This window comes from Noviherbaspirillum sp. (assembly GCF_035944575.1).
GTDB lineage: Bacteria > Pseudomonadota > Gammaproteobacteria > Burkholderiales > Burkholderiaceae_D > Noviherbaspirillum.
The window spans coordinates 40,143-66,157 of sequence record NZ_DASZBA010000197.1 but is presented as its reverse complement, the minus strand read 5'-3'; the positions used below and the strand labels follow the sequence as shown (position 1 = coordinate 66,157).

The following is a 26,015-nucleotide window of genomic DNA, read 5'->3' as shown; positions in this document are numbered from 1 at the left end:
ATCGGCCTGCATCCATGTACGAAGACATCCTCCGGGTGTCACTCCGCAACTGAATTCTGCTTTATCTTGAAATAGGAGATGACTATGTTATCTACGCAAATGTCTGAAATCCGCTCCGATTCCCCAAATTCGGCTTTGCACTCATCTTCTGTTGACGCAGTCTGGCAGCGCCAAGGGAAACTGTGGTCCAACCTAAAGGAATTGTGTGACGTATTACGTATCCCGCATGCCGCGGCGCATACGGATGAGGAACTGCAGTTTCAGCATGTGCAATTCAAGACAGGACAGCGCATTCATACAATCGGCCAGCCGTTTGATACGCTCTATATCGTGCATTCGGGTTTTCTGAAAACAGTGTTGATTGATGAGTTCGGTAACGAACAAGTGTTGAGTTTCCCGATGAAAGGCGACTTGTTTGGTGTCGATGGAATCCATACCAAACGTTATGCGTCCGAGGCAGTCGCCCTGTCGAATTGCGACCTGATCCTTCTGCCATTCAAGAAACTGACGGCCCTCGGCCGGGTGCATGTCGAATTCGAGCACGCGATGTACAGCGTGATGAGCCGCGAACTTGTACGTGAGCAGGCAATGGTCAGTATGTTAGGCGCACTCAGCGCAGAGGCTCGCGTGGCCCGCTTTCTGGTATCCCTGTCGGAGCGTTATGCCGAGATGGGATACTCCAGCAAACTGTTCAACCTGCGCATGACCCGCCATGAGATTGGCAGCTATCTCGGCCTGACATTGGAAACCGTGAGCCGCACATTGTCTGCCTTCAATGAAATCGGCTTGATTACGGTTGACCAGCGGTCGATCGGCATCAAGGATGCGGATGCGCTGAAAACCTTGCGCCGTCTGCCGCCGTCCAGTTCCCGGGCCAAGCAGGTCGCTGCAAAGAAATCGAAACTCGCCGCATCGCAAAAACAGCCGCCGGATTCCGATCTGGCCGGACTTGCCTCGGTGTGAACATACGCCAATGAATACAAAATGCCCTGCCGATATGCATCGCAGGGCATTTTTCTTATCCTTACTGCATGTGCTGGCCGCCGTTAATGGCAATGTTCGCGCCGGTGACAAAAGCAGCTTCTTCCGAGCATAAGTACGCAACCAGGGCGGCCACCTCTTCCGGTTCACCGAGGCGCCCGAGAGGTATCTGGGGAATAATCTTATCCTCCAGTACATCCTTCGGAACCTGCATGACCATGTTTGTCCGCAGGTAGCCGGGCGATACGGTGTTCACGGTAATGCCCTTGGACGCCACCTCCAGCGCTAACGCTTTGGTGAAACCATGCACGCCCGCTTTGGCGGCGGCATAGTTGGTTTGCCCGAAGGCGCCTTTCTGGCCATTCACCGATGAAATATTGATAATCCGGCCCCATTCGTTCTCCAGCATGCCATGCATGACCAGCTTGCTCATGTTGAAGACACTGTCGAGGTTGGTTTGCCGGACGATCAGCCAATCATCGTAGCCCATTCTCTTAAAAGTGGAATCCCTCGTGATGCCTGCGTTGTTCACGAGAATGTCGATACGTCCGGTTTCAGCAAGCACTTGCATCACTCCGGCCCGGCAGGATTCAAAATCGGCAACGTCCACCTGGCAAGCTGAAAAGGTGAACCCTTCCTTCGCCTGGTTGCTCAACCATGTCGATGCCCGGTCATTGTGCGGGGAATATGTGGTTGCAACCCGGTAGCCACGCCGGAAAAGGCTTCGGCAAATCGCTTCGCCAAGTCCGCCCATGCCGCCTGTCACGAGCGCAACCTTCTGTGATGTCATCTCTGATGCCATTTTGCGCCTCCATCATTATTCTCAAGGCGGTCGCATGCTGCCCTCAATAAACGCACTGCAGGACAACACGCGCGAGCCAGGGTTAGTTTCGATCCAGCGACGAAGGAATAGTTCGTCGACAGCCACAGCCCCGGAAAGACATCAGCGGCATTGGCAAGTGGCTAGTCGACTGGTTTTTCGGGAATGTGAACCCGGCATTGCAACGAAGGTCTACATAGGGAAGCAAAGGTTAAGCAGCAAGCAAAGGGAAGCACCAAAACAATAACGGATGCGGTTCGGCGCTAGTATCGCGTCAGCAAAGCCAGGTCCGACTGATTGGAGCAGAAACCAATGCAGCCCAAATTTACCATTTGCTATTCGCCCGAGCGGCCAGGATATGTCATGGCATCGCTGTACATTCCGTTCATCGCGGACATCCATGGCTGGCATCTGGAAGCGAAGAAGGAGTATTTTTCGGCGGGCTTCTTCACCGTCGAGAACTTCTACGCCGAACACGCCATGCATCTATATCGCAGCGTGCAGGATGATGTGTACAGCCCATGGACGATCGATTACCCGCCCGCGGGCGACCGTATTCGCTGCCCGATGCCGGAAGTGGTATGTCATGAACTGGAGCGCCTTCAATCCAGGTTCGTCCACGATTGGCTGTTCTTCAGGGATGACCCGAATGCATCCGCGGAGGTCGATGCCTATAGCATGCTCGGCTTGGCGATCCACGATGTGAATGTCCGGTCCAGGCGCATGCACCGCTTCGTACGAAGGGGTAATGTGTGGACATGCATGTCTGCGGGAGCAGATCAGAATGTGGAGGAAATGCTGCGCAAGTACTGGCGGCTGGGCGAAAAGATTTCGCTGCGCTGAGCAGAGGCATTCCACCTGCAGGGATAAGCACACCGCCGGCGAAGCCCGGAGACTTTTCGCTCACATGCCCCTTATTGATTGCCGACTCTTGTTGCGCTTCCCTGCTACGAGGACCCCATCCCCGCAGGGAAGATCGTTGACCTATGTGCCGAAGCACGGCACCGCCTTGTCGCTTCCCGCCCTGGCCCATCGGGGTGCCTTGTCCTGTCTATAAATTTTCGCCGCTACGCTTGCTCCATCCTTCAGAGACAGGCAGGAGGCAGGAGTCCTGCCGCACAGCGTTATAATTGCCGCCGGTGTGCGCGGACGAAAACCGCCGCGAGGCGATAGTGCCGGCGCTGTTCAAGTTGAAGGCGCCGCTTGGTGGGCAGAATAGCAGGCGATTGTCCGATTGAATTGAAAATCCCATAATTTTCGAGGTTTTTCGGGGCCGCATTTGTTGCGGCCCGTTTCATTTTGAGGATATCGGCGCGTTTGCATTTACAATGCCGTCGCAGACCGCGCCGCGAGGCAGACCGAAAGAGCTTTCACTAACAGTGTTTATGTCAAAGAACCAAGCCAGCAAGTCCATAGAAATGAAAATTTCGACAGTAGTCGCGGTATCCGCGCTGCTGCGGGAAACCGATCCTGCCCTTCTGGATAGCGCATTAAAGAGCATGACCGGCGGCGCGTCCGATTACTTTGACAATGAATTCACGGTGATCGACCTGGCCGGATGTGACCTTACCGGGCATACCATCGACTGGCCGGCGCTGATCAACCTGTTCAAGTCATATAGCCTGAATCCGGTCGCCGTGCGCCATGCACCGGCTGAAATGGAAGCGGATATCGCGGCACATGGATTAAGCATCGATGTCGTCGCCAGGCCCCGTCAGCAGGTGGAGGAGGAAGCTGCGCCAGCACAGGCGCCTGAACCCGCACCCGCCCCCATTCCGGCACCCGCGCCAGCCGTCGCCGAACCCATTTCCCCGCCGTCCATGCCGCAGCAGTCCGCGGCAATGATCGTCGACACGCCGGTGCGTGCCGGCCAGCGCATCTATGCGCGTGGCGCGGATCTGATCGTCACTGCGGTCGTCAATAGCGGGGCCGAGTTGATCGCCGACGGCAGCATCCATATTTACGCGCCCTTGCGCGGTCGGGCGTTGGCCGGCGCCAGCGGCAATGCCGATGCGCGGATTTTCGCACTGAGCATGGAAGCCGAACTCATTTCGATTGCGGGCACCTACCGCACCTTCGAAAACGGTTTGCCTAAAGAGTTTGCAATGAAGCCGGCGCAGGTTCGCCTCGACGGCGATCGCATCGATGTGCTGCCGATTCACACCCGGGCCTAGTTAATTCAATATCTGAAAGGAGTTTGTTTGTGGCAAAAATCATTGTTGTAACGTCCGGCAAAGGCGGCGTCGGCAAAACCACTTCGAGCGCCAGCTTCGCTTCCGGCCTGGCGCTGCGCGGACACAAGACGGCGGTGATCGACTTCGACGTCGGCCTGCGCAATCTCGACCTGATCATGGGCTGCGAACGTCGTGTGGTGTATGACCTGATCAACGTGATCAACAATGAAGCCACCCTGAATCAGGCACTGATCAAGGATAAGCACTGCGAGAACCTGTTCGTGCTGCCGGCCTCGCAGACACGCGACAAGGAGGCATTGTCCGAAGAAGGCGTGGAACGCGTTCTGAAAGACCTGGCGAAAATGGATTTCGAATACATCGTCTGCGACTCCCCGGCCGGCATCGAACACGGTGCGGTGATGGCGCTGACCTTCGCGGACGAAGCGATCATCGTGACCAACCCGGAAGTTTCGTCGGTGCGGGATTCGGACCGTATTCTCGGCATCATCCAGGCGAAATCGCGGCGCGCCAAGAACGGCGGCGCGCCGGTGAAGGAGCATTTGCTCGTGACCCGCTATGTACCAAAGCGGGTCGAAGCGGGCGAAATGCTGTCCTATACCGACGTGCAGGAAATCCTGCGCATTCCGCTGATCGGGATCATCCCGGAATCCGAGTCGGTGCTGCACGCATCCAACCAAGGCAATCCGGCGATCCACATGACCGGCACCGATGTCGCGGAAGCGTATCAGGATGTGGTATCGCGCTTCCTCGGACAGGAAATTCCCCTTCGTTTTACGACCTACGAAAAACCCGGCCTGTTCCAGCGGCTTTTTAAGGGCAAGTAACATGGCGCTACTTTCATTCCTCTTCAATACCAAGCCGAAGACCGCGGTCGCAGCGAAGGAACGGCTTCAAGTCATCATCGCCCGCGAGCGCAACGGCCTGGACGGCCCGGACTTTCTTCCGGCGCTGCACAAGGAGCTGATCGCCGTCATTTCGAAATATGCGAAGGTCGATCCCGACGACATCAAGATCTCGCTGGATCGCCAGGGCAACCTGGAAGTGCTCGATGTGAACGTGGTGCTGCCGGACGTGGCGACGAAGTAAGTGGTTTATACCGGCGCACACCGGTGACACTCGAGCGGCGCGCTTCGGAGCAGGCAGGGACGAACAAAAAGGGCATGGCGCCGTCACAGGTGCCATGCCCTTTTTTTGCGCCGCAAGAGAAATCAGTGTAGTTGATGCTTCAGGTCCGAGAGTTCACGGTGCGCCTGCATTACCGCGTTTTTGATTTCATCGTCTAGCGACGGCGCACGTTCGCACGCATCCTTGGCCTGGTCGCCCAGCTGTTCGAGATCGTCGATACACTGACGAATCTGCTCCTCGTCCTGGGTCTGCTGGATCGTCATTTTCACCTCCCCCGATTTCTCGTCCAAATGCTGGATGCAATCCTTCAGATCCATCGGCAGGAGAAGAGCATTCCGACAAGCCTCGGATGCGGTATGGATGGTTTGTTCAACCTGATTGAAGCGTTGCTGAATCTCATTGATCTGCATCATCATGAAGCTCCTTATAGGCGAGTTACATAAATGGTAACGGGCCTGTTGGATGGCAACGTCTACATGAAGTTCCGGCTGTTGCCGCGATGCAGGACCGACGTAGGTCTACCTCATTCCTGGTGTAAAGCGGCATCCGGTTGTTTGCATTAGCTGAACAGTCGCATATGTGACGGCGCTCAAAAGGCATCATCGACTACGGGGACATCATGAACAATGATCTTTTTAACACGCACACAACAGAAAACACGAATGACGACAAGAAAGGACAACAATGCGTTGGATGCGATATCTGGCGGTGATACTCGCCGCTGTTTTTACGTTTGGCTGCGATAACCAGGGCCGTCCGGTGCAGGAGTTCGGTCTGGACAAACTATCCAAAGGCGTATCCTCCGAAGGAGATGTTCGCATGGTGATGGGCAAGCCGGACACCGTGCGTGAGGAAGAAGATGGATCGCGGACGCTCGAATATCCGAAAGGACCGGAAGGCGCGCGGACATGGATGTTCAGCATCGGCAAGGACGGCGTACTGCGGGACTACAAGCAGGTACTGACGGAAGAGAACTTTGCGCGCATCAAACAGGGGATGACCCAGGATGAAATCCGCTGGATGCTCGGCAAACCACGCACCGTGGTGCAATACAAGCTGAAGAATGAGGAAGTGTGGGACTGGAAGTACATGGCGGACAGCACCACGCCACGACTGTTCAACGTGCATTTCGATATCGGCACGCGCAAGGTCACAAGAACATCGACGTCCGATGCGACAAACTATTAGCCTGCTGAATTGTCCTGGCGCTGGGGAAAGAAAGGAACGAACAGGCTCAGCACTTGCGAGAATCCCCAGTCGACATGCTCCTTTTCCACCTTGGCCACGTTGTGCCTGGAATGCAGGTAATCGAGCCAATAGCATGAGACGATCCAGGCGTTCACCACCAATCGGTCGACTTGTTCCGGCGGCGCCTGCAACAGCCCGGCTTCGATCAGCTTTTCAAGAACCCGCCTGATATCCGCTTGCGCACGGTCCGCAAGGTCGACATTGCGCAGGCGCAGCGTCGGCGCCAGTTTCCAGATCGCCGCGCTGTCGCGGTAGAAAAACCGCCATTCCCACATCAGATTGAACCACTGCCGGAGGTAGGCAATGCCGGCCTCCTCGCCGGCCCGGGCGTCCAACGGCGTCGCCGCGACACCGAGCAGCGCCGATTCGAAGGCATCGAACAGGGCGACGAGAATGTGCTCCTTTTTCTTGAAGTAGTAATAAAGATTGCCTTCATTGATGCCGACGGTGCGCGCGATCTCGGCCGTGGTCACGGCATCCGGCCCCGATTCGTTGAAAAGCCGCTGGCAGGCATCGAGGATTCGTGCCCGGGTGGGGAGCGTGTCTTCAGTCATTTTTGTGATTGTTTGACAAACTTAAGGTGTTCACCTTAATATGGATTAGCCAGTTCGCCAACCGGCCGATGCCGCGCCATTTTACGGGACGACGCGAGCCGGCGGCCGGTATCCGTACATCAATATTTGATATCGACGATTGCCGCCGTGCCGCATGAAAGGAAGCGTATGGGATTCAAACTCGCAGGAAGCGTTGCCGTAGTGACCGGCGCCGCCCACGGGATCGGTGCGGCATTGTCCCTGGAACTGGCAAGACGACGGTGCCACCTGGCGCTGGTGGACCGGGACGCTGACACCCTCAATGCAACCGCCGACGCGGCACAGGCGCTGGGCGTGAATGTCAGCCGACACCACATGGACATCACCGACGCCGACGCAGTGGCGGCCCTGCCTGCCGCCGTGCTTGCCGCCCACGGCCGGGTCGGACTGGTGATCAACAATGCCGGCGTCGCACTGATGGGCGATGTAGAGCAGTTGACGCTGGACGATATCGAATGGTTGTTCAACATCAATTTCTGGGGCGTGGTGCGTAGCTGCAAGGCATTTCTTCCCGTCCTGCGCATGCAACCGCAGGCCCATATCGTCAATCTCTCCAGCGTCTTCGGACTGATCGCGCCGGCTGGCCAGTCGGCCTATTGCGCGAGCAAATTCGCAGTGCGGGGTTTCTCCGACGCTCTGAGGCATGAGCTGGAAGGCAGCAACATCGGCGTGTCCACCGTTCATCCCGGCGGCATCAAAACCCGCATCGCCCACCATTCGCGGCGGGCCGCGCTGTTCGACGAACAGCAGGCCGCCCAACTGGCCGACAAATTTTGGCGCGAAGTCCGGACCACGCCGGCGCAGGCGGCCCTATGCATTGTCGAAGGCATCGAACGCGGAGCGCCCCGCATTCTGATCGGCAGCGATGCGCGCGTGATCGACTGGCTGTCGAGGCTGGCGCCGCTCGGGTATTGGAAGCTGCTGCGCAGATTTTTCGTCATTGAACCCAAAGCCGCCGGTGACCTGCGAGCGGGTTCCTCGAGGAGCTCCACATGAGCAGTTGGCAGGCCCGCTCATTCAGCTTCTTTTTGCGGCATACCTTCAAGCGCAAGCTCGCCCGTGCGCATACCGCCGAAGACGCGCGCAGACTCTTCAATACTGGCGGCGGCAAACCCATGTCCGGCGTTCGGTACACGCCGGCAGTGATGGGCGGGGTTCCCGGGGAATGGGTCGAACCGGATCGCGGTAGCGGTCAAGCCACCCTTCTCTACCTGCATGGCGGCGGTTATTTCGCCTGTTCGCCGCGCTCCCACCGCCCCATTACCGGCTTTTACGCGCGGCAGGGATTCAGGGTGTTCGTGCCCGATTACCGGCTGGCGCCCGAGCATCCGTTCCCGGCGGCGATCGACGATGCGGAAAGCGTCTATCGCGCGTTGCTCGACAGCGGCGTACCATCATCCGGGCTGGTCATCTCCGGCGATTCCGCCGGCGGCGGGCTGTGCCTCTCGCTGCTGCTGCGCTTGCGTGAACGCGGCATACCGCTGCCCGCCGGAGCGGCACTCTTTTCGCCTTTGACCGACCTCGCAGGGACTGGAGAGTCACTGGTACGGAACGACAAGCGCTGCGCCATGTTTTTCGGCAGCAGGATGGGTATTGCGCCATCGCTCTACCTGGGCGACGCCGATCCGCGCAATCCGCTCGCCTCGCCCCTGTATGCCGACCTGGCAGGTTTGCCGCCGCTGCTGATCCACGTCGGCGAAGACGAAGTATTGCTGGACGATTCGACCCGCTTGGCGGCTCTGGCGCGCGACGCCGGCGTGCCGGTGGAACTGCGCACCTGGCCGGCGGTGCCGCATGTGTGGCAGCTGTTCCATGGCGTGATCCCCGAAGGCGTGGAATCGCTCGCATCGGCCGGTGTCTTTCTCAAGCAGCGGATCCTGGATGGAAGCGTGCCCCTGAGCAGCCCAAACTCGGATCAACCGGATTTCGAGACCATCATCGTCGGCAGCGGATTCTCCGGCCTCGGCATGGCGATGCAGCTCAAAAAGGCCGGTAGACACGCTTTCATCCTGCTGGAGAAGGCGGACGACATCGGGGGCACATGGCGCGACAATACCTATCCGGGCTGTGCCTGCGATGTGCCGTCACACATGTACTCCTTTTCCTTCGAGCGCAAGTCCGACTGGAGCCGCATGTATTCCACGCAGCCTGAGATCTTTGCCTACCTCAAGCACTGCGCGCGCAAGAACGGACTCGGGCCCCACATTCGCCTGCGTTCGGAGATGCGCGACGCCGTCTACGACGAAGCGAAAAACAGTTGGAAAGTGACCATGACGGATGGCCGCTCATTGACGGCGCGCTTCCTTGTTTCCGCGCTCGGCGCTTTAAGCCGCCCTGCCTACCCGCAATTGCCCGGCTTAGAGCGGTTCAAAGGCAAGGCATTTCATTCCGCCGAATGGGACCACAGCTACGACCTGAGCGGCAAACGGGTCGCGGTCATTGGCACCGGCGCAAGCGCAGTCCAGTTCATTCCGAAGATCGCGCCGCAGGTGTCGCACCTTGCCGTATTCCAGCGAACGCCGGTATGGGTGCTGCCGAAGATGGATCGGCCGATTAGTTCGCGCGAGCGCGCCATCTATGAACATGTACCGGGCGCAATGGGCGCATTCCGGAATCTTATTTATTGGCGCCAGGAATTCACCGCACTCGGCTTTTTACATCCGAAACTGATGAAGCGAGCGGAAGAACTGGCACTGCGGCATGTACGCCGGCAGATCAGCGACCCGACGCTACGCAAGAAGGTCACGCCGCGTTATACTTTGGGCTGCAAGCGGGTCCTGATTTCAAACGACTATTTTCCGGCACTTGCGCGCCCTAACGTGCACCTCGTGACTGAGGGTGTTGACGAGATCACGGAACGCGGAGTCCTGGATCGCAGCGGTGTGGAGCATCCGGTGGACACGATCATTTATGGGACGGGCTTCCGTGTCACCGATCTTCTCTCGCCGGTGCGCATCATCGGCCGCAACGGCGTCGACCTGAATGAGGCATGGCGAAACGGCCCGGAAGCATTTCTCGGCCTGATGGCCGCAGGCTACCCGAATCTGTTCATGCTGCTCGGCCCCAATACGGGACTTGGCCATAATTCGGTCGTCTTCATGGCCGAACAGCAGATCCGGCATGCGCTGCGTTGCATGAGCATGATGCGCAGGCAGAAAAAGACCTCGATCGAAGTCAATGCCGGTGCCCAGAATCAGTTCAATCTCGACATCCAGCGCAGGCTGCAAACCACTGTCTGGGCATCAGGGTGCAAGAGCTGGTACCTGAATGAAAACGGAAAAAACGTGACCTTATGGCCCGGGTTCACGTTTGAATACTGGCGACGGATGAAGAAGATCGATATGAAGGATTATCGTCTGGCATAAAAAAGAAACGCGAAGAGCCAGCCATGCGCGGGGCGGATTGCCGCCCCGGCGAGGCAGATAACTTCCGGCCTTTCATCAAGGTGCGCCGAAACCTCTCCCGGCTCACGGGACATGAATGCTCCGGCGCCCAGGCCGACGGTAAAATGCTTCAAACATATGAACGCCTATATCCGCATCACGATTCTTCCGTCGATTTTCCCCTCTTTCATCCTGTCGAAGATGTGATTGATATTGTCGAGGCGGTCCGTGGAAAAATGCGACCGTACCTTTCCTTCTCCTGGCAAGCGCTCACCGATTGTTTTCAAAATCGACCCGACGCTAATCCCTGACGAATAAACCTCGGACGCAATACCTGCGCTGCTCGCCGCCGCGCACAGGGCAATGGCGCCTCTCACCGTCGAGGACGCCTACCAAGGGACGTCGAAGAGGAGACAGGAGAACAACAAAATTGCAATTTAAAAAACAGCACCAATGGGAAACCTGCCATGAGCCGTTTTGGCTTATTTACATGCCGGATGCCGCGCAATCGCTTTGCCTTCAAAGCGCTTTCCTTAACATACTATTTATTCAATTGAAGCCATTTTAAAAAACCATTCACAATTCATATATCATGACATCATGACTTGAAATTGGGAAAGTTGGCTGGCGAGGCCTATATTGTTCTCACCAGCAGCAGACACTACCCAAGGAAAAACCATGACTACCATTGCACTTAACGCCGCCAATCGTTCCTTCTCGATTCTGGGCACTTTCATCGACGCATTGGACAAGGCCATCAAGATGGCGAAGGCCATCCGGCATGATCACCCCAGCGCAGACGACGTGAAACGAATTCGCGCCATCGCGGAAACGATCTGAGAAGAATTCCGACGTCGTCGATCGACGAGCCGCCTAGTTGATGCGATCCGCATTCAGCGGGCGAACGGCAACATGAGCATGACCGGTATTCGAGAAGTCGTTAACCGGAAATGCTCTGTGGAGCCCCGGATCGGAAGAACGCCGGTCGAAGCCCCGTATCCTGGCAGCCAATTCGGGAGCAAACAGCATGAGCAGCAAGCCGGCGCCCACGAGGCCATCTTGCGCAGGTCGTAAGGGTGGAGATGCGCGTTGCAGGCCCAGGCGCGGCGACGCATCGTGGTGAGCCCGGCGCCCCCGTGCTACGGTCAAATCTACTCTGACATGTATTGAACTGTGTTGTAACTACATACAGCGAGCAGCAATCACAATAATGATCAATCGTATTTGTTGTATCTAGTAAATAGCACATACTCGGAATTTGACTGCTTTCTCACGCTTGCTATCCAATCTTGAGTGCTAACTCAGATGCGTTCAAGTGTGTGTACCGTTTCAACATTTGCAAAGTTTTGTGCCCGGTAATTGAAGAAACCTCTATAACGCTCAGCCCCCGTTCAAAGAGGCTGCTTGTCGCTTCATGCCGCAGATCATGAAAGTGCAAATTATGAATATTTGCTCTTGCACAGGCACGCGTAAAGACGCGTTTTAAAGCGTCACGAGTAATCGGCAATACTCGTCCGTCAGTTGTCTTTGACAGTCCAGTCAATACAGCAACAGCCTGCGTTGATAGTGGTACGGTACGCTTCTCGCCATTTTTTGTATCTTGAAGAGTGGCTGTACGGTTAACTAAGTCAATGTCAGCCCATTGCAGTGACAATATCTCTCCCATACGCATAGCCGTTTCCAAAGCAAAAATTACAGCCGGCCTGCACCAGGGATTATGAATTCCACCTTCTATATACGTACCATCAGGGCGGCGAGAAGAAAGCTCTAGTTCAGCGAGCAAACACGCCTTTTCATGCGCGGACAATCGCCGTTCTCTTGCCTTATTGTGCTTCGGCCTGCGTATTCGAGAACTGGGTTATCAACGTGAATGCCCCACTCTGTACGCGCAATGTTGAATGCATGGCTAAGGAGATTCAATTCGCGATTGACAGAGCTACCTGATACTGCAGTCAGCCGCTTGTCTCGCCATTCCGATAACAATTTGCCAGTCAAGGCAGTCACTTTGTAGGCGCAGAGCTTTTCATCCCGAATGAATTTATTAATGCGGATTTCTTCGATGGCTGCCGATTTTTTCTTGGGGCTAATTTCCCGTTTGTACCGTTCAAGAATGTCCCTGAGGGTAGTCTTATCGGCTTCGGTTCGATCCAAAAAGCAACCGCGATCCATTTCAGACTCGATAAGGCGCGCCCAAGCCTCGGCGTCTTTCCGGGTATGAAAGACCTTGGAAACAGTCGGAAAACCCCTGCGGCGAACTTCGGCTTGATAGCCGGTTTTGCGTCTTGTGATGGCTGCCATGTGCAACTCCGTAAGAATTGCGTATTTGGCAGATTTGGCTGGACATGGCGAAGCAGGAGACACCTGCTAAACCAATGATTTGACTAGAAATTCCTTGGTGGACGGTACTGGGATTGAACCAGTGACCCCTGCCGTGTGAAGGCAGTGCTCTACCCCTGAGCTAACCGTCCGAAGCGGCGCGAATTATCTCATAAATCATAATGCGAATCAATTTGCCGGGGCGGGACTGCGCCATACCGATGTGCCCTTGCAGTCCTTGTCCAGCTTGTCCAGAAGCGCTTCGTGTTCGGCGAGTTCGTCCTCCATGGCTTGCAGGACGATAATTTCCGCGAGAGGCGCGTCGGCGATGGCGCTGTCATTTTGCGTGCTCGTTTCTTCGGCGGCCAGGTCGATGGTCAGGCTGTTCTGGCCGCGAGTCATCGCCAGGTAGACTTCCGCCAGCAGTTCGGCGTCCAGCAAGGCGCCGTGCAAGGCACGATGCGCATTCGAAATCCCGTAGCGGTCGCAAAGGGCATCGAGGGAATTGCGTTTGCCTGGATGCATTTCCTTTGCCTGCACCAGCGTATCGGTGATGCTGCCGACATGGTCCTTGAAAGGCGGGAATCCCATGCGGTCGAATTCGGCATCGAGGAAGCCAAGGTCGAACGGCGCATTATGGATAATGATTTCCGCGCCCTTCACATAGTCGCGCAATTCATTGGCGATCTCGGCGAACTTCGGCTTGTCGCTCAGGAATTCGGTCGTCAGGCCGTGCACCGCGAGTGCGCCTTCTTCCGAATCGCGCTCGGGATTGATGTAACTGTGGAAGTTGTTGCCGGTCAGTCGCCGGTTGACGAGTTCGACGCAGCCGATTTCAATGATGCGGTCGCCGGAGCGTGGATTGAGGCCGGTGGTTTCGGTATCGAGGACGATCTGTCGCATAGCTTAATTCTTGTTCAGTGCAAAGGTTGACGCCTGCACAGCAAGCGAAACTGGCTGGGCGAGGCATGAATCGGGGTATTCCGGTCGGATGCAAGGCGGCATCGGTATTTGTGGCACTACGGCACGGACGCCACGCCCATGTTGGCAAGCGCATCCGCCCTTTCATTGCCGTCATGGCCGGCATGGCCTTTGACCCATCGCCACTGGATGGTGTGAATCGCCTGCGCCGCATCGAGCGCCTGCCACAGATCGACATTTTTTACGGGCTCTTTTGATGCAGTTTTCCAGCCACGGGCTTTCCAGCCGTGAATCCATTCGCTGATTCCTTTCTGTACATACTGGCTGTCGGTATGGACGATGACTTCGCATGGCCTTTTCAGTACGGACAATGCCTCGATGACCGCCTGCAATTCCATCCGGTTATTGGTCGTATTCCGCTCGCCGCCGAATAACTCCTTTTTGTGCTCGCCCGCAATCAACAACGCACCCCAGCCGCCACGGCCTGGATTTCCCTTGCAGGCCCCGTCGGTATAAATCTCTATCTTGTCCATCTACTCGCTATCTATGTGTTGATTGATTCGATTGGTAACCGGGACGCCTTGCTGCGCCGTGGCGCGTTTGTGCTTCCAGGCCGGGCCGATCAGCCGCATTCCCCTCACCCGCTTGATCGCCTGCACGACGTAGATTGCGCCCAGGTATGGCCACCAGCGGTCTCCCGCTGCTTCCATGAAGGCAAACCGGTTCAGCCATTTTTCGGTGACGCAGGGCGGCGCGTAGCAGCCGAAATGGCCGCGATTGACTTCCATGTTGAGCAGCTTCAACCAGTCCTTCAACCGCGGCAGGCTGATGAATTCGCCGTTTTGCGGCAGAAAGTGCGCGCCCGTCAACCGCCCCGTCGCCTGGCGCACTCCCCAGAGACTGGCGGGATTGAATCCGCATACGATGACCTGGCCTTCCGGAATCAGCACCCGCTCGACCTCGCGCAGGATCTGATGCGGCTCCTCGGCAAATTCGAGTACATGGGGCAGGATCACCAGGTCCAGGCTCTGGGATGCAAACGGCAGTTCGGCGAAATCATGCACCACCACGATCGGCGTCCGGGTGCCGTCCTCCTCCACCTTGGGCAAATGCGTGTCGGTCAGCCACTTGTTCGGCATCCGGCTGGCCTGAAGCGCATTTACTTCCGGCAAGCCGATTTGCATTGCGTTGAACCCGAAGATATCCGTTGTCAGCATGTCCAGCCGCGCCTGCTGCCATGTGCGCACATAGCTGCCGGCCGGCGTTTCGAGCCAGCGGCCGAGCGATATAATGGCTTTTTGTGTAGACGGATTGGACATCGTATGTTGAACGTGCTGGCGGTTCCCGCATTTCAGGACAACTATCTGTGGCTGATCCACGATGGCACGCATGCAGCCGTCGTCGATCCCGGCGACTCTGCGCCAGTCCTTGCCGCGCTGGCCGCACACCGGTTATCCCTGGTTGCTATTCTACTGACACATCATCATGCTGACCATGTCGGCGGCGTGCCGGAACTGCTCAGGCACTTCGAGGTTCCGGTGTTTGGTCCGCACAATGAGTCCATCGCAGGGATCTCGCGTCATGTCGCCGAAGGCGATGAAGTTGTTCTGCCGGAATTTTCGTTGCGCCTCGATGTGTTGGAAGTCCCAGGCCATACGCTTGATCATATCGCCTATTTTTCACCACAACAGCAATGGCTGTTTTGCGGCGACACATTGTTTGCCGGCGGTTGCGGCCGGCTGTTTGAGGGATCGCCGGCACAGATGGTGGCCTCCCTCGCGAAGCTGGCCGCGTTACCCGATTCGACGCAGGTGTACTGCGCGCATGAATATACGCTGTCGAATCTGCGCTTCGCCCAGGCGGTAGAACCCGGCAATGCCGAACTGGCCGCACGGGTTCCCGCCGAACAGTCCAAACGGGACCGGGGCGTTCCCACCCTTCCCTCGACGATAGCGCTCGAGAAGGCGACAAATCCGTTCCTGCGCCATGAGAAGCATGCCATTTTGACGAGGCTTGCCGACAACGGGTTTGTTGATACAAGGGAACCAATCGCGGCTTTTTCTGCCTTAAGGCAATGGAAAAACACCTTCCGTTGAACCATCGCAAACTAGTTACCATTCTTGCATGCTCTACTTGTAACCCCGAGGTAATAAATATTGACTCGGGTAAACACCATTACGTACACTCCCAACACCTTAATGCCGGCACCCCCGGCCCTTAAAATAAAGAGCAAGTGAGGATCCATGCGTACGCTGAAAATAAAAGCACTTCCATTTACAGCACTCCTCCTTCTAGGCGTACAAGTTACCTCCAGCGCCGCCGATCTCTCTCTCCCGCTTCATAACTGGTCGCAAGTCTCTGCAATCGAGGCGCCATACGATCCCAACGATCCGCTTGCGCAAGTTCTCGGCATGGAGGAGATCGATGTATGGGGCCGCATCCGTAAAGGATTCGGCATTCCCGACCTCGATAATCCGCTGGTGGCGAGCCAGACCCAGTGGTACAGCTCGCGCCCCGACTATATCCAACGCACCACGACCCGCGCGTCGCGCTACCTGTTCCATGTGGTCCAGGAGCTGGAAAAGCGCAATATGCCAATGGAGCTGGCGCTGCTGCCGTTCATCGAGTCGGCGTTCAACCCGCAGGCCTACTCCAGCGCCCACGCGGCAGGCATGTGGCAATTCATTCCGTCGACCGGACGCGATTTCAACCTCAAGCAAAACGTGTTCAAGGACGAGCGGCGCGACGTGCTTGCATCAACCGATGCGGCGCTGACTTACCTGCAGAAGCTCTACGGCATGTTCGGCGACTGGCAGCTTGCGCTCGCCGCGTACAACTGGGGCGAAGGCTCGGTTCAGCGCGCGATCAACAAGAATCGCGCCGCAGGATTGCCTACCGACTTCAACGGCCTGTCCAACATCATGCCGCTGGAGACACGCAATTACGTGCCCAAGCTGCAGGCGGTGAAAAACATCATTGCCTCTCCCGCGCAATATGGAATCACCCTGCCGAAGGTCGATAACCAGCCGTATTTCGTCACCATCGGCAAGACCCGCGACATCGATATCAAGGTCGCCGCCCAGCTGGCGGAATTGTCGATCGACGAATTCAAGGCCCTGAATCCGCAATTCAACCGCCCGGTGATCGTCGGCAGCCCGAGCACCCAGATCCTGCTCCCGCAAAGCAATGCCGAGAAATTCAAGTCCAATCTTGCGAAATGGGGGCGCGCGCTCTCTTCATGGACTGCGCACCGCGTCACCAACGCCCGCGAACGCATCGAAACAATCGCATCGAAATTCGGCACGACTCCGGAAGTCATCCGGGAAGTCAACAATATTCCGCCCAAGATGCGCTTGAAAGAGGGTTCCACGGTGCTGGTGCCGAAGACTGAAACGGCTGCCGGATCCGATATCTCGGCCGAACTTGCCGACAAGGCCATCATCGCCGTCGAGCCGGACCTGCCGGATTCCCGCCGCATCTCGGTCAAGGTAGGCAAGCGGGATACGCTTGCGTCGATTGCCCAGCGCCACCAGGTGAGTGTCCAGCAAATCAAGACCTGGAACAATCTCGACAAGGAAAAGGTCGCGACCGGCCAGCGCCTGCAATTGCATGTGCCTTATAAGGCCGCTTCGAAGGCAGGCAAACGGTATGTCGCAAGCCCGGTGCAAACACGCAAGGTCGCGACGGCTTCCAATAAAGCAACAACAACATCGAAGACAGCGCCAAAGAAATCAGTGGCGAAATCGGACAGCGGCAAGGTAAAGAAGCGGAGCTGAATGCATTGACGGAAAATTTGCCGGAGAGACACGCATCGACAACCCCGGCAAACGATTCCCGTCTCTGCTGCGGCTTAATGGGACGTCCATGCCCTTATTCCCCTGGACGACACCATCACCTATATCCATCCGAGGTTCCGGCGTCCTACACTTCTTCGCTGATTGAATATGTCGATGCCGCCAGCAAACGCCTGGTATAGGGATGGGAAGGATTGGACAACACATCCTCGGTCGCCCCACTCTCCACCACCTTGCCATCCTTCATGACCATCACCCTGTGCGCCATGGCGCGAATCACTGCGAGGTCGTGGCTGATGAAAAGGTAGGCAATGCCGTGCTTTCGCTGCAGTTCCGCCAAGAGCATCAGTACCTGCTTTTGAACCGACACGTCGAGTGATGATGTCGGTTCGTCGAGCAGGATGAGTTCCGGCTTGAGCACGAGCGCCCGCGCAATCGCAATCCGCTGCCGCTGTCCCCCGGAGAACTCGTGCGGATAGCGAGACATCATTTCCGGCGCCAGCCCGACCTCCAGCAGTCCTTGGGCAACCGCGTCCCGCAGCCCGGTCTTGCCGAGTTGCGGCCGATGCAATGCCAGCCCTTCTCCTACAATCTGCTCGATGGTGCGACGGGGCGACAGGGAGGCGAACGGATCCTGGAACACGACCTGCATCCGCGCCCGCAACGGTCTGAGCGCGTCCCGGCTCATGTCGCTCGTCGACTGCCCGGCAAACCCGATACGTCCGTCGACCCTGGCGGGCGAAAGCCGCAGCAAGGCCATGCCGAGCGTCGACTTGCCCGAGCCGGATTCGCCGACGATGCCCAGTGTTTCGTGCGGCCGCAGCTGAAGGTCGACGTTGTCCACGGCAACGAATTCCCTCTTCTTGAACCAGCCTTGCGGGATGGAGAAGGTGCACCGCACATGCTCCCCGCTCAGCAGGGGAGGTGCATCCTGCCTTACGGTATCGATGATGCGTTCGGGATGACTGCCAAGCAGCTTGCGCGTGTAGGCTTCGCGCGGATTGGAAAACAGCTCGGCCGTTTCCGCCGCTTCAATGAGCCGCCCCCGCTCCATCACGCCGACCCGGTCCGCAAAATGCCTCACCAGGTTCAGGTCGTGGGTGATCATCAGCACCGCCATGTTTTCTTCGCGCTGCAACTGGTTCAACAGTTCAAGGATCTGGACCTGGATGGTGACATCCAGGGCGGTGGTGGGCTCATCCGCAATAAGAAGCTTGGGCTTGCACGCCAGCGCCATCGCGATCATTGCGCGCTGCCTCTGTCCGCCCGAGAGCTGGTGAGGATAGGCAAGTGCTCGGCGCGCAGGCTCCGGTATTCCGGTCTTTTCCAGCAATCCGACCGCTCGCTGGGCTGCGGCGCGGCCATTCATGCCTTCATGCAGCATCAGCACTTCCGCGATTTGATTGCCGACGGTAAAGAGCGGATTCAGCGCGGTCATGGGTTCCTGGAAAATCATTGCCATATCCTTGCCACGGACGCCACGCATGGCCGCTTCGGATTTCTTCAGGATGTCCTGGCCTTCGAAGAGAATCTGCCCTTCGTATTGCGCATCCTGGCTCAGTCGCATCATCGACAGAGACGTGACCGTCTTGCCGGACCCCGACTCGCCCACCAAAGCGAATTTCTCACCCGGCGCAATGGAGAAACTGACATCATCGACCACTGTCGCCGCGCCGAAGCGCACGCGCAGATGACAAACGTCCAGCAGGCTCATGCTTTCCTCCTGACGTCGAGTGCGTTGCGCAATGCATCGCCGATATTGGTGAGCAAGAGAAGGGTCATGGTCAGCACGACGAAGGTCGAAACGGCAATCCACCAGGCGTCAAGGTTGTTTTTTCCTTGTGCCAGCAACTCGCCAAGGCTGGGCGTGGTCGGCGGGACACCAAGCCCGAGAAAATCGAGGCTGGTCAGGGCAAGGATTGCTCCGCTCATGCGGAACGGCAAGAAGGTCACGACCGGCGTCAGGCTGTTGGGCAGCACATGGCGCCAGATGATCTGGCCGTTCGACAGGCCAAGCGCCCGTGCAGCCTGCACATATTCGAGATTCCGGTTGCGCAGGAAATCGGCGCGCACATAATCGGAAAGCCCCATCCATCCAAACAGCGACAGCAGGATCAGCAGCAGGCCGATGCTCGGCTCGAAAATGGATGCAAAAATGATCAGCAGATACAGCTCCGGCATGGAGCCCCAGATTTCCATGAAGCGCTGGAAAAACAGGTCGGTTCTGCCTGCGAAATATCCCTGGATGGCACCGGTGACCAGGCCGAGTATGACGCCGGTGATGGTCAGCGCCATGCCGAACAGGACCGAAACCCGGAAGCCATACAGCAGCCGTGCGACGACGTCGCGGCCGCGGTCATCGGTGCCCAGCCAATTATCCGCAGACGGCGGCGCCGGGTTCGGTGATTTGGAAAAATAATTCAGCGTGTCATAGCGGTAGGGAATCAGCGGATAGATGGCCCAGTTGCCGTCCTTGCGGAACTGGTCGCGTATGAACGGGTCGAGGTAGTCGGCCTGGGTATCGAAGTCGCCGCCGAACACCTTTTCAGAATAGGTTTTCACGATCGGGAAGACCAGCTGTCCGTTGTAGCGCGCCACCAGCGGCTTGTCGTTCGCCAGCAGCTCCGCGAAGAGACTGATGACGAAGAGCGTCGTGAAGATCAGCAGGCTCCAGTAGCCACGACGGTTCTGCCGGAAACGCAGCCAAATGCGCCGCCCCGGAGAAAGTGAAGGTGCGGTGCCGCTCATCGGGCGAGACTTTCGAATTGGACGCGGGGATCGGCCCAGACATAACACAGGTCGCCCAGCAGCTTGACCACCAGGCCGATCAGGGTGAAGAGATAAAGGGTGCCCATTACCACCGGATAGTCCCGGCGAACGACCGATTCATAGGACAGCAATCCAAGGCCGTCGAGCGAAAACAGCGTCTCGATCAGCAGGCTGCCGGCGAAGAATGCACCGATGAATGCAGCCGGAAACCCGGTCACCAGCGGAATCAGCGCATTGCGAAACACATGCTTGTACAGCACGGTTCTTTCGCTCAGGCCCTTCGCCCGCGCGGTCAGAACATACTGCTTGCGGATCTCTTCCAGAAAGGTATTTTTAGTCAGCATCGTCATCACCGCGAAGGCACTCGCCACCGAGGCCGTTACCGGCAGCGTGATATGCCAGAGATAGTCGACCACCTTCCCGAACAGGGACAGGCTTTCCCAATCGTCGGAGGTGAGTCCGCGCAACGGGAACCACTGGAGGAAACTGCCGCCCCCGAACAGTACCAGGAGGAACACGCCGAGAACGAAGCCTGGAATGGAGTAGCCGATCAATACCAGCATGCTGGTCGTGACATCGAAGCGGCTGCCTTCACGTACCGCCTTCGCGATGCCGAGCGGCACGGAAATGAAATAGGTAAGAAAGAAGGTCCACAATCCGAGACTGATCGAAACCGGCAGCTTGGATACGACCAGTGCCCATACATCCTTGTGGTGATAAAAGCTTTGCCCGAGATCGAAGGTGGCGAAGCCCTTGAGCATCTGCCAGAAGCGCTCGGCGGGCGGCTTGTCGAATCCATAGAGCGCCTGGATTTCCTTGACGCGGTCCGCATCAATGCCCTGCCTGCCGCGGTATTCGGAGGCCAGCCTGCCGGGCCCCTCGCCGGTGCCCGCCTGCCCTTTCAGTTCCAGCAAAGCCAGTTCCACCGGACCGCCCGGCACGAACTGGATGACGACGAAGGTGATCAGTATGACGCCCAGCAGCGTCGGCAGCATCAGCAGAATCCGCTTGCCTATGTAGGCCCAAATGTTCATCCGGCACTCCTCATTTCGGCGCTTTTACCCACCAGGTGGAGATGATGTACGGGACCGCCTGATAATAAGGCGGCGGCTCCTCGGGCATACCGAAACGGGTCCGGTATGCGACACGATGCGTGGTCGAATACCATTGCGGCACCACGATATGCTTGTGCAGCAGCACCCGGTCAAGCGCCCTGGTGGCGTTGACGAGATCCTTGCGGCTTTTCGCCACGACAATCTTTTCTAGCAGATAATCCACCGCAGGATCCTTCAGCCCCCAGTAATTGCTGGTGCCTTTTACATCGGCCGCTTCCGAACCGAAAATGTCGTAGAAATCCTTGCCGGGACTTTCCACGGCCGGAAAACGGATGACCGTCATGTCGAAATCAAATTCCTCCAGCCGCTTCTGCAGCAAGGCGAAATCGGCGACGCGCTCCCTGACCTGGATGCCGAGTTTTTCCAATGCACGGACGTAGACGGCGATAATGCGGCCGGAAGGTCCCGGGTCTTCAAGTATCTCGAACGTGAACGGCTCACCTTTTTGATTTCGCAACGCGCCATCGCGGTAGGTCCACCCTGCCTCGGCAAGCAACGCCTGCGCCTTGCGCAGATTGTCACGCAACGACGCCGGCGCGTCAGTGGTGGGCGGCTCAGGCGCCTCACCGAAAACCGCCGGGTCCAGCTTGTCTCGGATCGGTTCCAGCAGGGCCAGCTCTTCAGGGGAAGGCTTTCCGTCGGCGCCGAGGTCGCTGTTATTGAAGAAGCTCTTGGTACGCGTGTACTGGTTGTAAAACAGCTGCCGCTTCATCCATTCGAAGTCGAATGCCAGGCCGAGCGCCTTGCGCACCCGCGGATCGGTAAACTGCGGCCGCCGCAAATTCATCACGAAGCCTTGCATTCCTTCCGCATTGGAGTGTTTCAGTTCCTGCTTGATGATTTCACCGTTGCGGAACTTCGGGCCGTTGTAGCTGCGTGCCCAGTTCTTCGCGCTGTATTCGACCACGATGTCGAACTCGCCCGACTTGAACGCTTCCAGGCGCGCCACGTCATCCTTGTAGAAGCGATAATTGATGCGCCCGAAATTGAACATGCCGCGCCGGACCGGCAGATCGGCGCCCCAGTAATCGGGATTGCGCTTGTAACTGATGCTGCGGCCTACGTCGTAGCGATCGATGCGGTAAGGGCCGCTCGAAATCGGCTCCACCAGCTGGATATTGTCAAACGATGTGCCGGCCGCCCATTTGCGCGAGAACACCGGCACGCCGCCAACGATCAGGGGCAGTTCCGGATTATCGTTCTTGAACTCGAAGCGGATGGTGCGGTTATCCACCACGACGGCGCGCTTCACGTCGGAATACAGCGACTTGAATCCCGGCGCGCCCTTCGTCACCAGCGAATCAAACGAGTGCTTGACGTCCGCCGCCTCGACCGGGTCGCCGTTGTTGAAGCGGGCTTTCGGGTTCAGCCGGAAGGTCATCGACAGTCCGTCGGGGGCCAGCGTCATGTCTTCCGCCAGCAGGCCGTACATCGATGCGATCTCATCGGCGGCGCCAGTGGTAAGGGTCTCGAACATCAGGTCCAGCCCTGCGGCCGCCACGCCCTTCATCGAGAAGGGATTGAACTTGTCGAAGCTGGTTCGCCGGTCAGGGTTGGCAAGGAATAATTCGCCGCCCTTGGGCGCGTCGGGATTGACATAGCTGAAGTGGGTAAATCCCTGGGGATATTTCGGCTTGTCGTAGCGGGAAAACGCGTAAGCGCCGAATGCGCTGCCGGCATGGGCAAGAAATCCGGCCAGCAGGAGTGAGGAAATGAATTTATGCATCTGCCTGTTAAGTTGATCCGTCGACGGAACATCGGGGCACTGCAGGATACACAGCCAATTGAACCGCGTCATTTTACTAAAGGAATCCTGCAAGATGCATATTCATGCCTGCATGAAGGTCACCAAGCTTCGCCGCGCTTTCGCCTTGTTTCTATCATGAAATATTCGACCCGCTTTTGACTTCCGGCATAGATGCTGAATTCCGGCAAAAGTTGCCCGCAGTTGCCCTAAGTTCGCCGACACCCTACAATCTTGGCCAGTTTGAAAATATCGCTCGCTCCCCACGCCGTCCGGCATAGTGTTTAAAGCACCCTGGAATAGACCACGCGGTTCTAACGCTGCCGACGAGCGCCGACCAATCCTCTGGAGTCATCATGGCATTCCTGCAAGGCAAAAAAATTCTGATTACCGGCTTATTGTCGAACCGTTCCATCGCCTACGGCATTGCACAAGCGTGCAAACGCGAAGGCGCAGAACTGGCCTTTACCTATGTAGGCGAACGGTTCAAGGACCGCATCAGCGAATTCGCCAAGGAGTTTGATAGCGACCTGGTATTCGACTGCGATGTCGGCAGCGACGAACAGATCGCCGCCGTATTTTCCGAGCTGGGCAAATCATGGAGCCAGTTGGATGGGTTGGTCCATGCGATCGGCTTTGCGCCGCGCGAAGCCATTGCCGGCGACTTTCTCGACGGATTGTCCCGCGAAGGATTCAAGGTGGCGCATGATATCTCCGCCTACAGTTTTCCCGCCATGGCGAAGGCCGCATTGCCGTTGCTGCGTCCAAATTCGGCATTGCTGACCTTGACCTATCTCGGCGCCGTGCGCGTCCTGCCCAACTACAACACCATGGGTTTGGCTAAGGCGTCGCTCGAAGCCAGCGTTCGTTATCTTGCCGAATCCCTTGGTCCGAAAGGCGTGCGGGTGAACGGCATTTCCGCCGGTCCGATCAAGACGCTTGCAGCGAGCGGCATCAAGGACTTTGGCAAGATCCTGAATTTCGTCAAGGCAAACGCGCCGCTGCGCCGCAATGTCACGCAGGAGGATGTCGGCAATGCCGCCGCATTCCTGTTATCCGATCTGGCGGGCGGAATCACTGGCGAGATCACTTATGTGGATGGCGGCTTCTCGCACATCGTCGGTGGCATGACAGCCGACACGGAGTAAACCGTTCCGGGTGGTTCTTGCCGCAAGGAACCACCCTTCTCCGCCTATTGAAAGTCTGAATTAATCGTGACACCGTGTTCGATTAGTCTGTATAATCGTGGTCTGTGCTTAAAGCAAAACCTTGACGCAAGACAGCACACTCGCAGCATCGCGAACCCTCAGCAATAACGACAAAGCCTCCCCGCCTTTTGGTGTTGATTTTTTAAAACACCCTCCCGGCGCAAAGCTTTTGTGCCGAAATCTCTCAGATTATTTTCTCAGCTGTTTCGTTGGTTGGCGTTGCATTTTTACGTACGTACGTTTCTCAATGAGAGAACGCGCGTCGTTGATTCTACGGAAGAACACAATGACATTTGAAGCACTAGGCTTACACACGTCCATTCTCAAAGCACTTACCGAAGCTGGCTACACCGCTCCAACCACGGTTCAGTCGCAGGCGATTCCCGCCGCGCTGCAAGGCCGTGATCTGCTGGTTTCATCACAAACCGGCTCAGGCAAAACTGCGGCGTTCATGCTGCCCGCCCTGCACAAATTTGCATCCGCCGAGCAGCAGGCAGGCGGCAGAACATCCAATCAGGAACGCCAGGGTGCACGTGCCCGCGGCGAGCGTCCCCGTTTCCAGCCGGCGCAGCCGAAGATGCTGGTCCTGACGCCGACGCGCGAATTGGCGCTGCAGGTAACTACCGCAACCGACAAATACGGCTCCCAGCTGCGCCGCGTACGCGCAGTCTCGATCCTCGGCGGCATGCCTTACCCGAAACAGATGCAATTGCTGGCGAAAAATCCGGAGATTCTGGTCGCTACGCCAGGCCGCCTGATCGACCACATGGAGTCGGGGAAGATCAACTTTGACCAGCTGGAAACGCTGGTACTGGACGAAGCGGATCGGATGCTCGACATGGGCTTTATCGATGATATTGAGAAGATCGTTGCCGCAACCCCGGAAAACCGCCAAACCATGCTGTTTTCGGCCACACTCGATGGCGTCGTCGGCAACATGGCCAAGCGCATCACCCGCGATCCGCTGGTGATCCAGATCGCCGGCTCGGCGAGCAAGCATGAGAACATCGAACAGCGCGTGCACTTCGTTGACGATCTGTCGCACAAGAACCGTATCCTCGACCACCTGCTGCGCGATGCATCGATGGACCAGGCTGTGGTATTCACCGCCACCAAACGCGACGCCGACACCATCGCCGACCGCCTGAACATCGCCGGTTTTGCTGCGGCGGCACTGCACGGCGATATGCATCAGGGTGCCCGCAACCGCACCTTGGACGCGCTCCGCCGTGGCCAGGTCCGGGTTCTGGTCGCGACGGATGTGGCCGCGCGCGGCATCGATGTGCCAGGCATCACCCACGTATTCAATTACGATCTGCCGAAATTCCCGGAAGATTATGTGCACCGCATTGGTCGTACCGGCCGCGCGGGCCGTAACGGCCTGGCGATTTCGCTGGCAAATCATGCGGAAAACATGAACGTCAAGCGGATTGAGCGCTTTACCAAGCAATTGATCCCGGTAAATATCATCGAAGGTTTCGAACCGAAGAAAACAGCATCGGCGCCGCGCTCGTCGGCCCGCAAGCCGGGCGGCTGGAAACCGGGCGATAACCGCGGCAATGCAGCCAAGCCGGGCCAGCGCACGTTCAGCAAGCCCGGCGCTCCGCGCAAGGAAGGCGGTTATGGAAAGAGCACGCGCTCGGATGACGGTTATGGTGCCCGCCGTTCTTACGGCGATCGCTGATCTCGCGCCATACACGCGCTCTGCGTGAGAAACAAATAAAAAACGACCGCTTCGGCGGTCGTTTTTTATTGGCCTGCAGATTCCGGCACTTTCAATGTTTGCGCTGCTTTTATAAATCT

At 57.4% G+C, this 26,015-nt stretch carries 26 protein-coding genes and 1 tRNA gene; 14 read left to right on the top strand and 13 right to left on the bottom strand.

Annotated features, from left to right (window positions below; genetic code table 11):
• Nucleotides 1-99: 99 nt before the first annotated feature.
• A complete protein-coding gene (locus VGU61_RS15420) occupies nt 100-963 on the top strand; it encodes a Crp/Fnr family transcriptional regulator (protein ID WP_326860092.1) in 864 nt (287 codons plus the stop codon).
• A 61-nt stretch (nt 964-1,024) separates the two neighbouring features.
• On the opposite strand, the gene phbB is transcribed toward VGU61_RS15420, so the two are convergent.
• Nucleotides 1,025-1,771, bottom strand: a complete 747-nt coding sequence (phbB, locus tag VGU61_RS15415) for an acetoacetyl-CoA reductase (protein ID WP_326860091.1) — start codon at nt 1,769-1,771, stop codon at nt 1,025-1,027.
• A 393-nt stretch (nt 1,772-2,164) separates the two neighbouring features.
• Here phbB and VGU61_RS15410 point away from each other — a divergent pair, with 393 nt between their 5' ends.
• From VGU61_RS15410 to minE, 4 genes are all read left to right on the top strand, one after another.
• Nucleotides 2,165-2,644, top strand: a complete 480-nt coding sequence (locus tag VGU61_RS15410; RefSeq protein WP_326860081.1) for a hypothetical protein — start codon at nt 2,165-2,167, stop codon at nt 2,642-2,644.
• A 542-nt stretch (nt 2,645-3,186) separates the two neighbouring features.
• Nucleotides 3,187-3,975 carry a septum site-determining protein MinC gene (gene minC / locus VGU61_RS15405; protein ID WP_326860080.1) on the top strand — a complete coding sequence of 263 codons (789 nt, stop codon included), beginning with the start codon at nt 3,187-3,189 and terminating at the stop codon, nt 3,973-3,975.
• A 29-nt stretch (nt 3,976-4,004) separates the two neighbouring features.
• Nucleotides 4,005-4,820 carry a septum site-determining protein MinD gene (gene minD / locus VGU61_RS15400; RefSeq protein WP_326860079.1) on the top strand — a complete coding sequence of 272 codons (816 nt, stop codon included), beginning with the start codon at nt 4,005-4,007 and terminating at the stop codon, nt 4,818-4,820.
• Between the two features lies 1 nt (nt 4,821).
• A complete protein-coding gene (gene minE / locus VGU61_RS15395; protein ID WP_326860078.1) occupies nt 4,822-5,082 on the top strand; it encodes a cell division topological specificity factor MinE in 261 nt (86 codons plus the stop codon).
• A gap of 122 nt (nt 5,083-5,204) precedes the next feature.
• On the opposite strand, the gene VGU61_RS15390 is transcribed toward minE, so the two are convergent.
• A complete protein-coding gene (locus tag VGU61_RS15390; protein WP_326860077.1) occupies nt 5,205-5,537 on the bottom strand; it encodes a hypothetical protein in 333 nt (110 codons plus the stop codon).
• Nucleotides 5,538-5,805: 268 nt separating this feature from the next.
• On the opposite strand from VGU61_RS15390, the gene VGU61_RS15385 reads away from it, so the two are divergent.
• The gene (locus VGU61_RS15385; protein WP_326860076.1) at nt 5,806-6,309 is read left to right on the top strand and encodes a hypothetical protein; all 504 of its coding nucleotides are present in this window, start codon (nt 5,806-5,808) and stop codon (nt 6,307-6,309) included.
• Here VGU61_RS15385 and VGU61_RS15380 read toward each other — a convergent pair.
• Entirely contained in the window at nt 6,306-6,923 is a 618-nt protein-coding gene (locus tag VGU61_RS15380) for a TetR/AcrR family transcriptional regulator (RefSeq protein WP_326860075.1), read from the bottom strand. The genes VGU61_RS15385 and VGU61_RS15380 overlap by 4 nt on opposite strands.
• Before the next feature lie 168 nt (nt 6,924-7,091).
• On the opposite strand from VGU61_RS15380, the gene VGU61_RS15375 reads away from it, so the two are divergent.
• From VGU61_RS15375 to VGU61_RS15360, 4 genes are all read left to right on the top strand, one after another.
• Nucleotides 7,092-7,958, top strand: coding sequence for an SDR family NAD(P)-dependent oxidoreductase (locus tag VGU61_RS15375; RefSeq protein WP_326860074.1), 867 nt, complete (start codon nt 7,092-7,094; stop codon nt 7,956-7,958).
• The gene (locus tag VGU61_RS15370) at nt 7,955-10,327 is read left to right on the top strand and encodes an alpha/beta hydrolase fold domain-containing protein (RefSeq protein WP_326860072.1); all 2,373 of its coding nucleotides are present in this window, start codon (nt 7,955-7,957) and stop codon (nt 10,325-10,327) included. Before VGU61_RS15375 ends, VGU61_RS15370 begins: the two co-directional genes overlap by 4 nt.
• Nucleotides 10,328-10,350: 23 nt before the next feature.
• Entirely contained in the window at nt 10,351-10,656 is a 306-nt protein-coding gene (locus VGU61_RS15365) for a hypothetical protein (protein ID WP_326860071.1), read from the top strand.
• Between the two features lie 367 nt (nt 10,657-11,023).
• Entirely contained in the window at nt 11,024-11,185 is a 162-nt protein-coding gene (locus VGU61_RS15360; RefSeq protein ID WP_326860070.1) for a hypothetical protein, read from the top strand.
• Between the two features lie 439 nt (nt 11,186-11,624).
• Here VGU61_RS15360 and VGU61_RS15355 read toward each other — a convergent pair whose 3' ends face one another.
• The 6 genes from VGU61_RS15355 to VGU61_RS15330 form a co-directional block, all read right to left on the bottom strand.
• Entirely contained in the window at nt 11,625-12,128 is a 504-nt protein-coding gene (locus VGU61_RS15355; RefSeq protein ID WP_326860069.1) for a site-specific integrase, read from the bottom strand.
• On the bottom strand, nt 12,113-12,643 hold the full coding sequence (locus VGU61_RS15350; protein WP_326860068.1) for a hypothetical protein: 531 nt from the start codon (nt 12,641-12,643) through the stop codon (nt 12,113-12,115). The genes VGU61_RS15355 and VGU61_RS15350 overlap by 16 nt, the downstream gene beginning before the upstream one ends.
• Nucleotides 12,644-12,738: 95 nt before the next feature.
• A tRNA-Val gene (locus VGU61_RS15345) sits at nt 12,739-12,813 on the bottom strand.
• A gap of 37 nt (nt 12,814-12,850) precedes the next feature.
• A complete protein-coding gene (gene dnaQ / locus VGU61_RS15340) occupies nt 12,851-13,564 on the bottom strand; it encodes a DNA polymerase III subunit epsilon (protein ID WP_326860067.1) in 714 nt (237 codons plus the stop codon).
• A gap of 116 nt (nt 13,565-13,680) precedes the next feature.
• Nucleotides 13,681-14,115, bottom strand: a complete 435-nt coding sequence (rnhA, locus tag VGU61_RS15335) for a ribonuclease HI (protein WP_326860065.1) — start codon at nt 14,113-14,115, stop codon at nt 13,681-13,683.
• Entirely contained in the window at nt 14,116-14,901 is a 786-nt protein-coding gene (locus VGU61_RS15330) for a class I SAM-dependent methyltransferase (RefSeq protein ID WP_326860064.1), read from the bottom strand. It abuts the gene before it with no gap.
• Between the two features lie 3 nt (nt 14,902-14,904).
• On the opposite strand from VGU61_RS15330, the gene gloB reads away from it, so the two are divergent.
• Together gloB and VGU61_RS15320 are read left to right on the top strand one after the other, a co-directional pair.
• A complete protein-coding gene (gene gloB / locus VGU61_RS15325; protein WP_326860062.1) occupies nt 14,905-15,678 on the top strand; it encodes a hydroxyacylglutathione hydrolase in 774 nt (257 codons plus the stop codon).
• Between the two features lie 147 nt (nt 15,679-15,825).
• Nucleotides 15,826-17,358, top strand: a complete 1,533-nt coding sequence (locus VGU61_RS15320) for a transglycosylase SLT domain-containing protein (protein WP_326860061.1) — start codon at nt 15,826-15,828, stop codon at nt 17,356-17,358.
• 145 nt (nt 17,359-17,503) lie between these two features.
• Here the strand turns inward: VGU61_RS15320 and VGU61_RS15315 are convergent, their stop codons facing one another.
• The 4 genes from VGU61_RS15315 to VGU61_RS15300 are packed head-to-tail and all read right to left on the bottom strand — an operon-like array spanning nt 17,504 to nt 22,986.
• Nucleotides 17,504-19,090 (bottom strand): ABC transporter ATP-binding protein, encoded by a 1,587-nt coding sequence (locus VGU61_RS15315; protein WP_326860060.1) that lies wholly within the window; start codon nt 19,088-19,090, stop codon nt 17,504-17,506.
• Nucleotides 19,087-20,124 carry an ABC transporter permease gene (locus VGU61_RS15310; protein WP_326860059.1) on the bottom strand — a complete coding sequence of 346 codons (1,038 nt, stop codon included), beginning with the start codon at nt 20,122-20,124 and terminating at the stop codon, nt 19,087-19,089. Before VGU61_RS15310 ends, VGU61_RS15315 begins: the two co-directional genes overlap by 4 nt.
• Complete coding sequence (locus VGU61_RS15305) at nt 20,121-21,179, bottom strand: microcin C ABC transporter permease YejB (protein ID WP_326860058.1); 1,059 nt, start codon at nt 21,177-21,179, stop codon at nt 20,121-20,123. Before VGU61_RS15305 ends, VGU61_RS15310 begins: the two co-directional genes overlap by 4 nt.
• 10 nt (nt 21,180-21,189) lie before the next feature.
• Nucleotides 21,190-22,986: an extracellular solute-binding protein gene (locus tag VGU61_RS15300; RefSeq protein WP_326860057.1), complete on the bottom strand. Its 1,797-nt coding sequence runs from the start codon at nt 22,984-22,986 to the stop codon at nt 21,190-21,192.
• Nucleotides 22,987-23,360: 374 nt separating this feature from the next.
• Here VGU61_RS15300 and fabI point away from each other — a divergent pair, with 374 nt between their 5' ends.
• The gene (fabI, locus tag VGU61_RS15295; protein ID WP_326860056.1) at nt 23,361-24,152 is read left to right on the top strand and encodes an enoyl-ACP reductase FabI; all 792 of its coding nucleotides are present in this window, start codon (nt 23,361-23,363) and stop codon (nt 24,150-24,152) included.
• A gap of 346 nt (nt 24,153-24,498) precedes the next feature.
• Nucleotides 24,499-25,896, top strand: coding sequence for a DEAD/DEAH box helicase (locus VGU61_RS15290; protein ID WP_326860055.1), 1,398 nt, complete (start codon nt 24,499-24,501; stop codon nt 25,894-25,896).
• Nucleotides 25,897-26,015 lie beyond the last annotated feature (119 nt).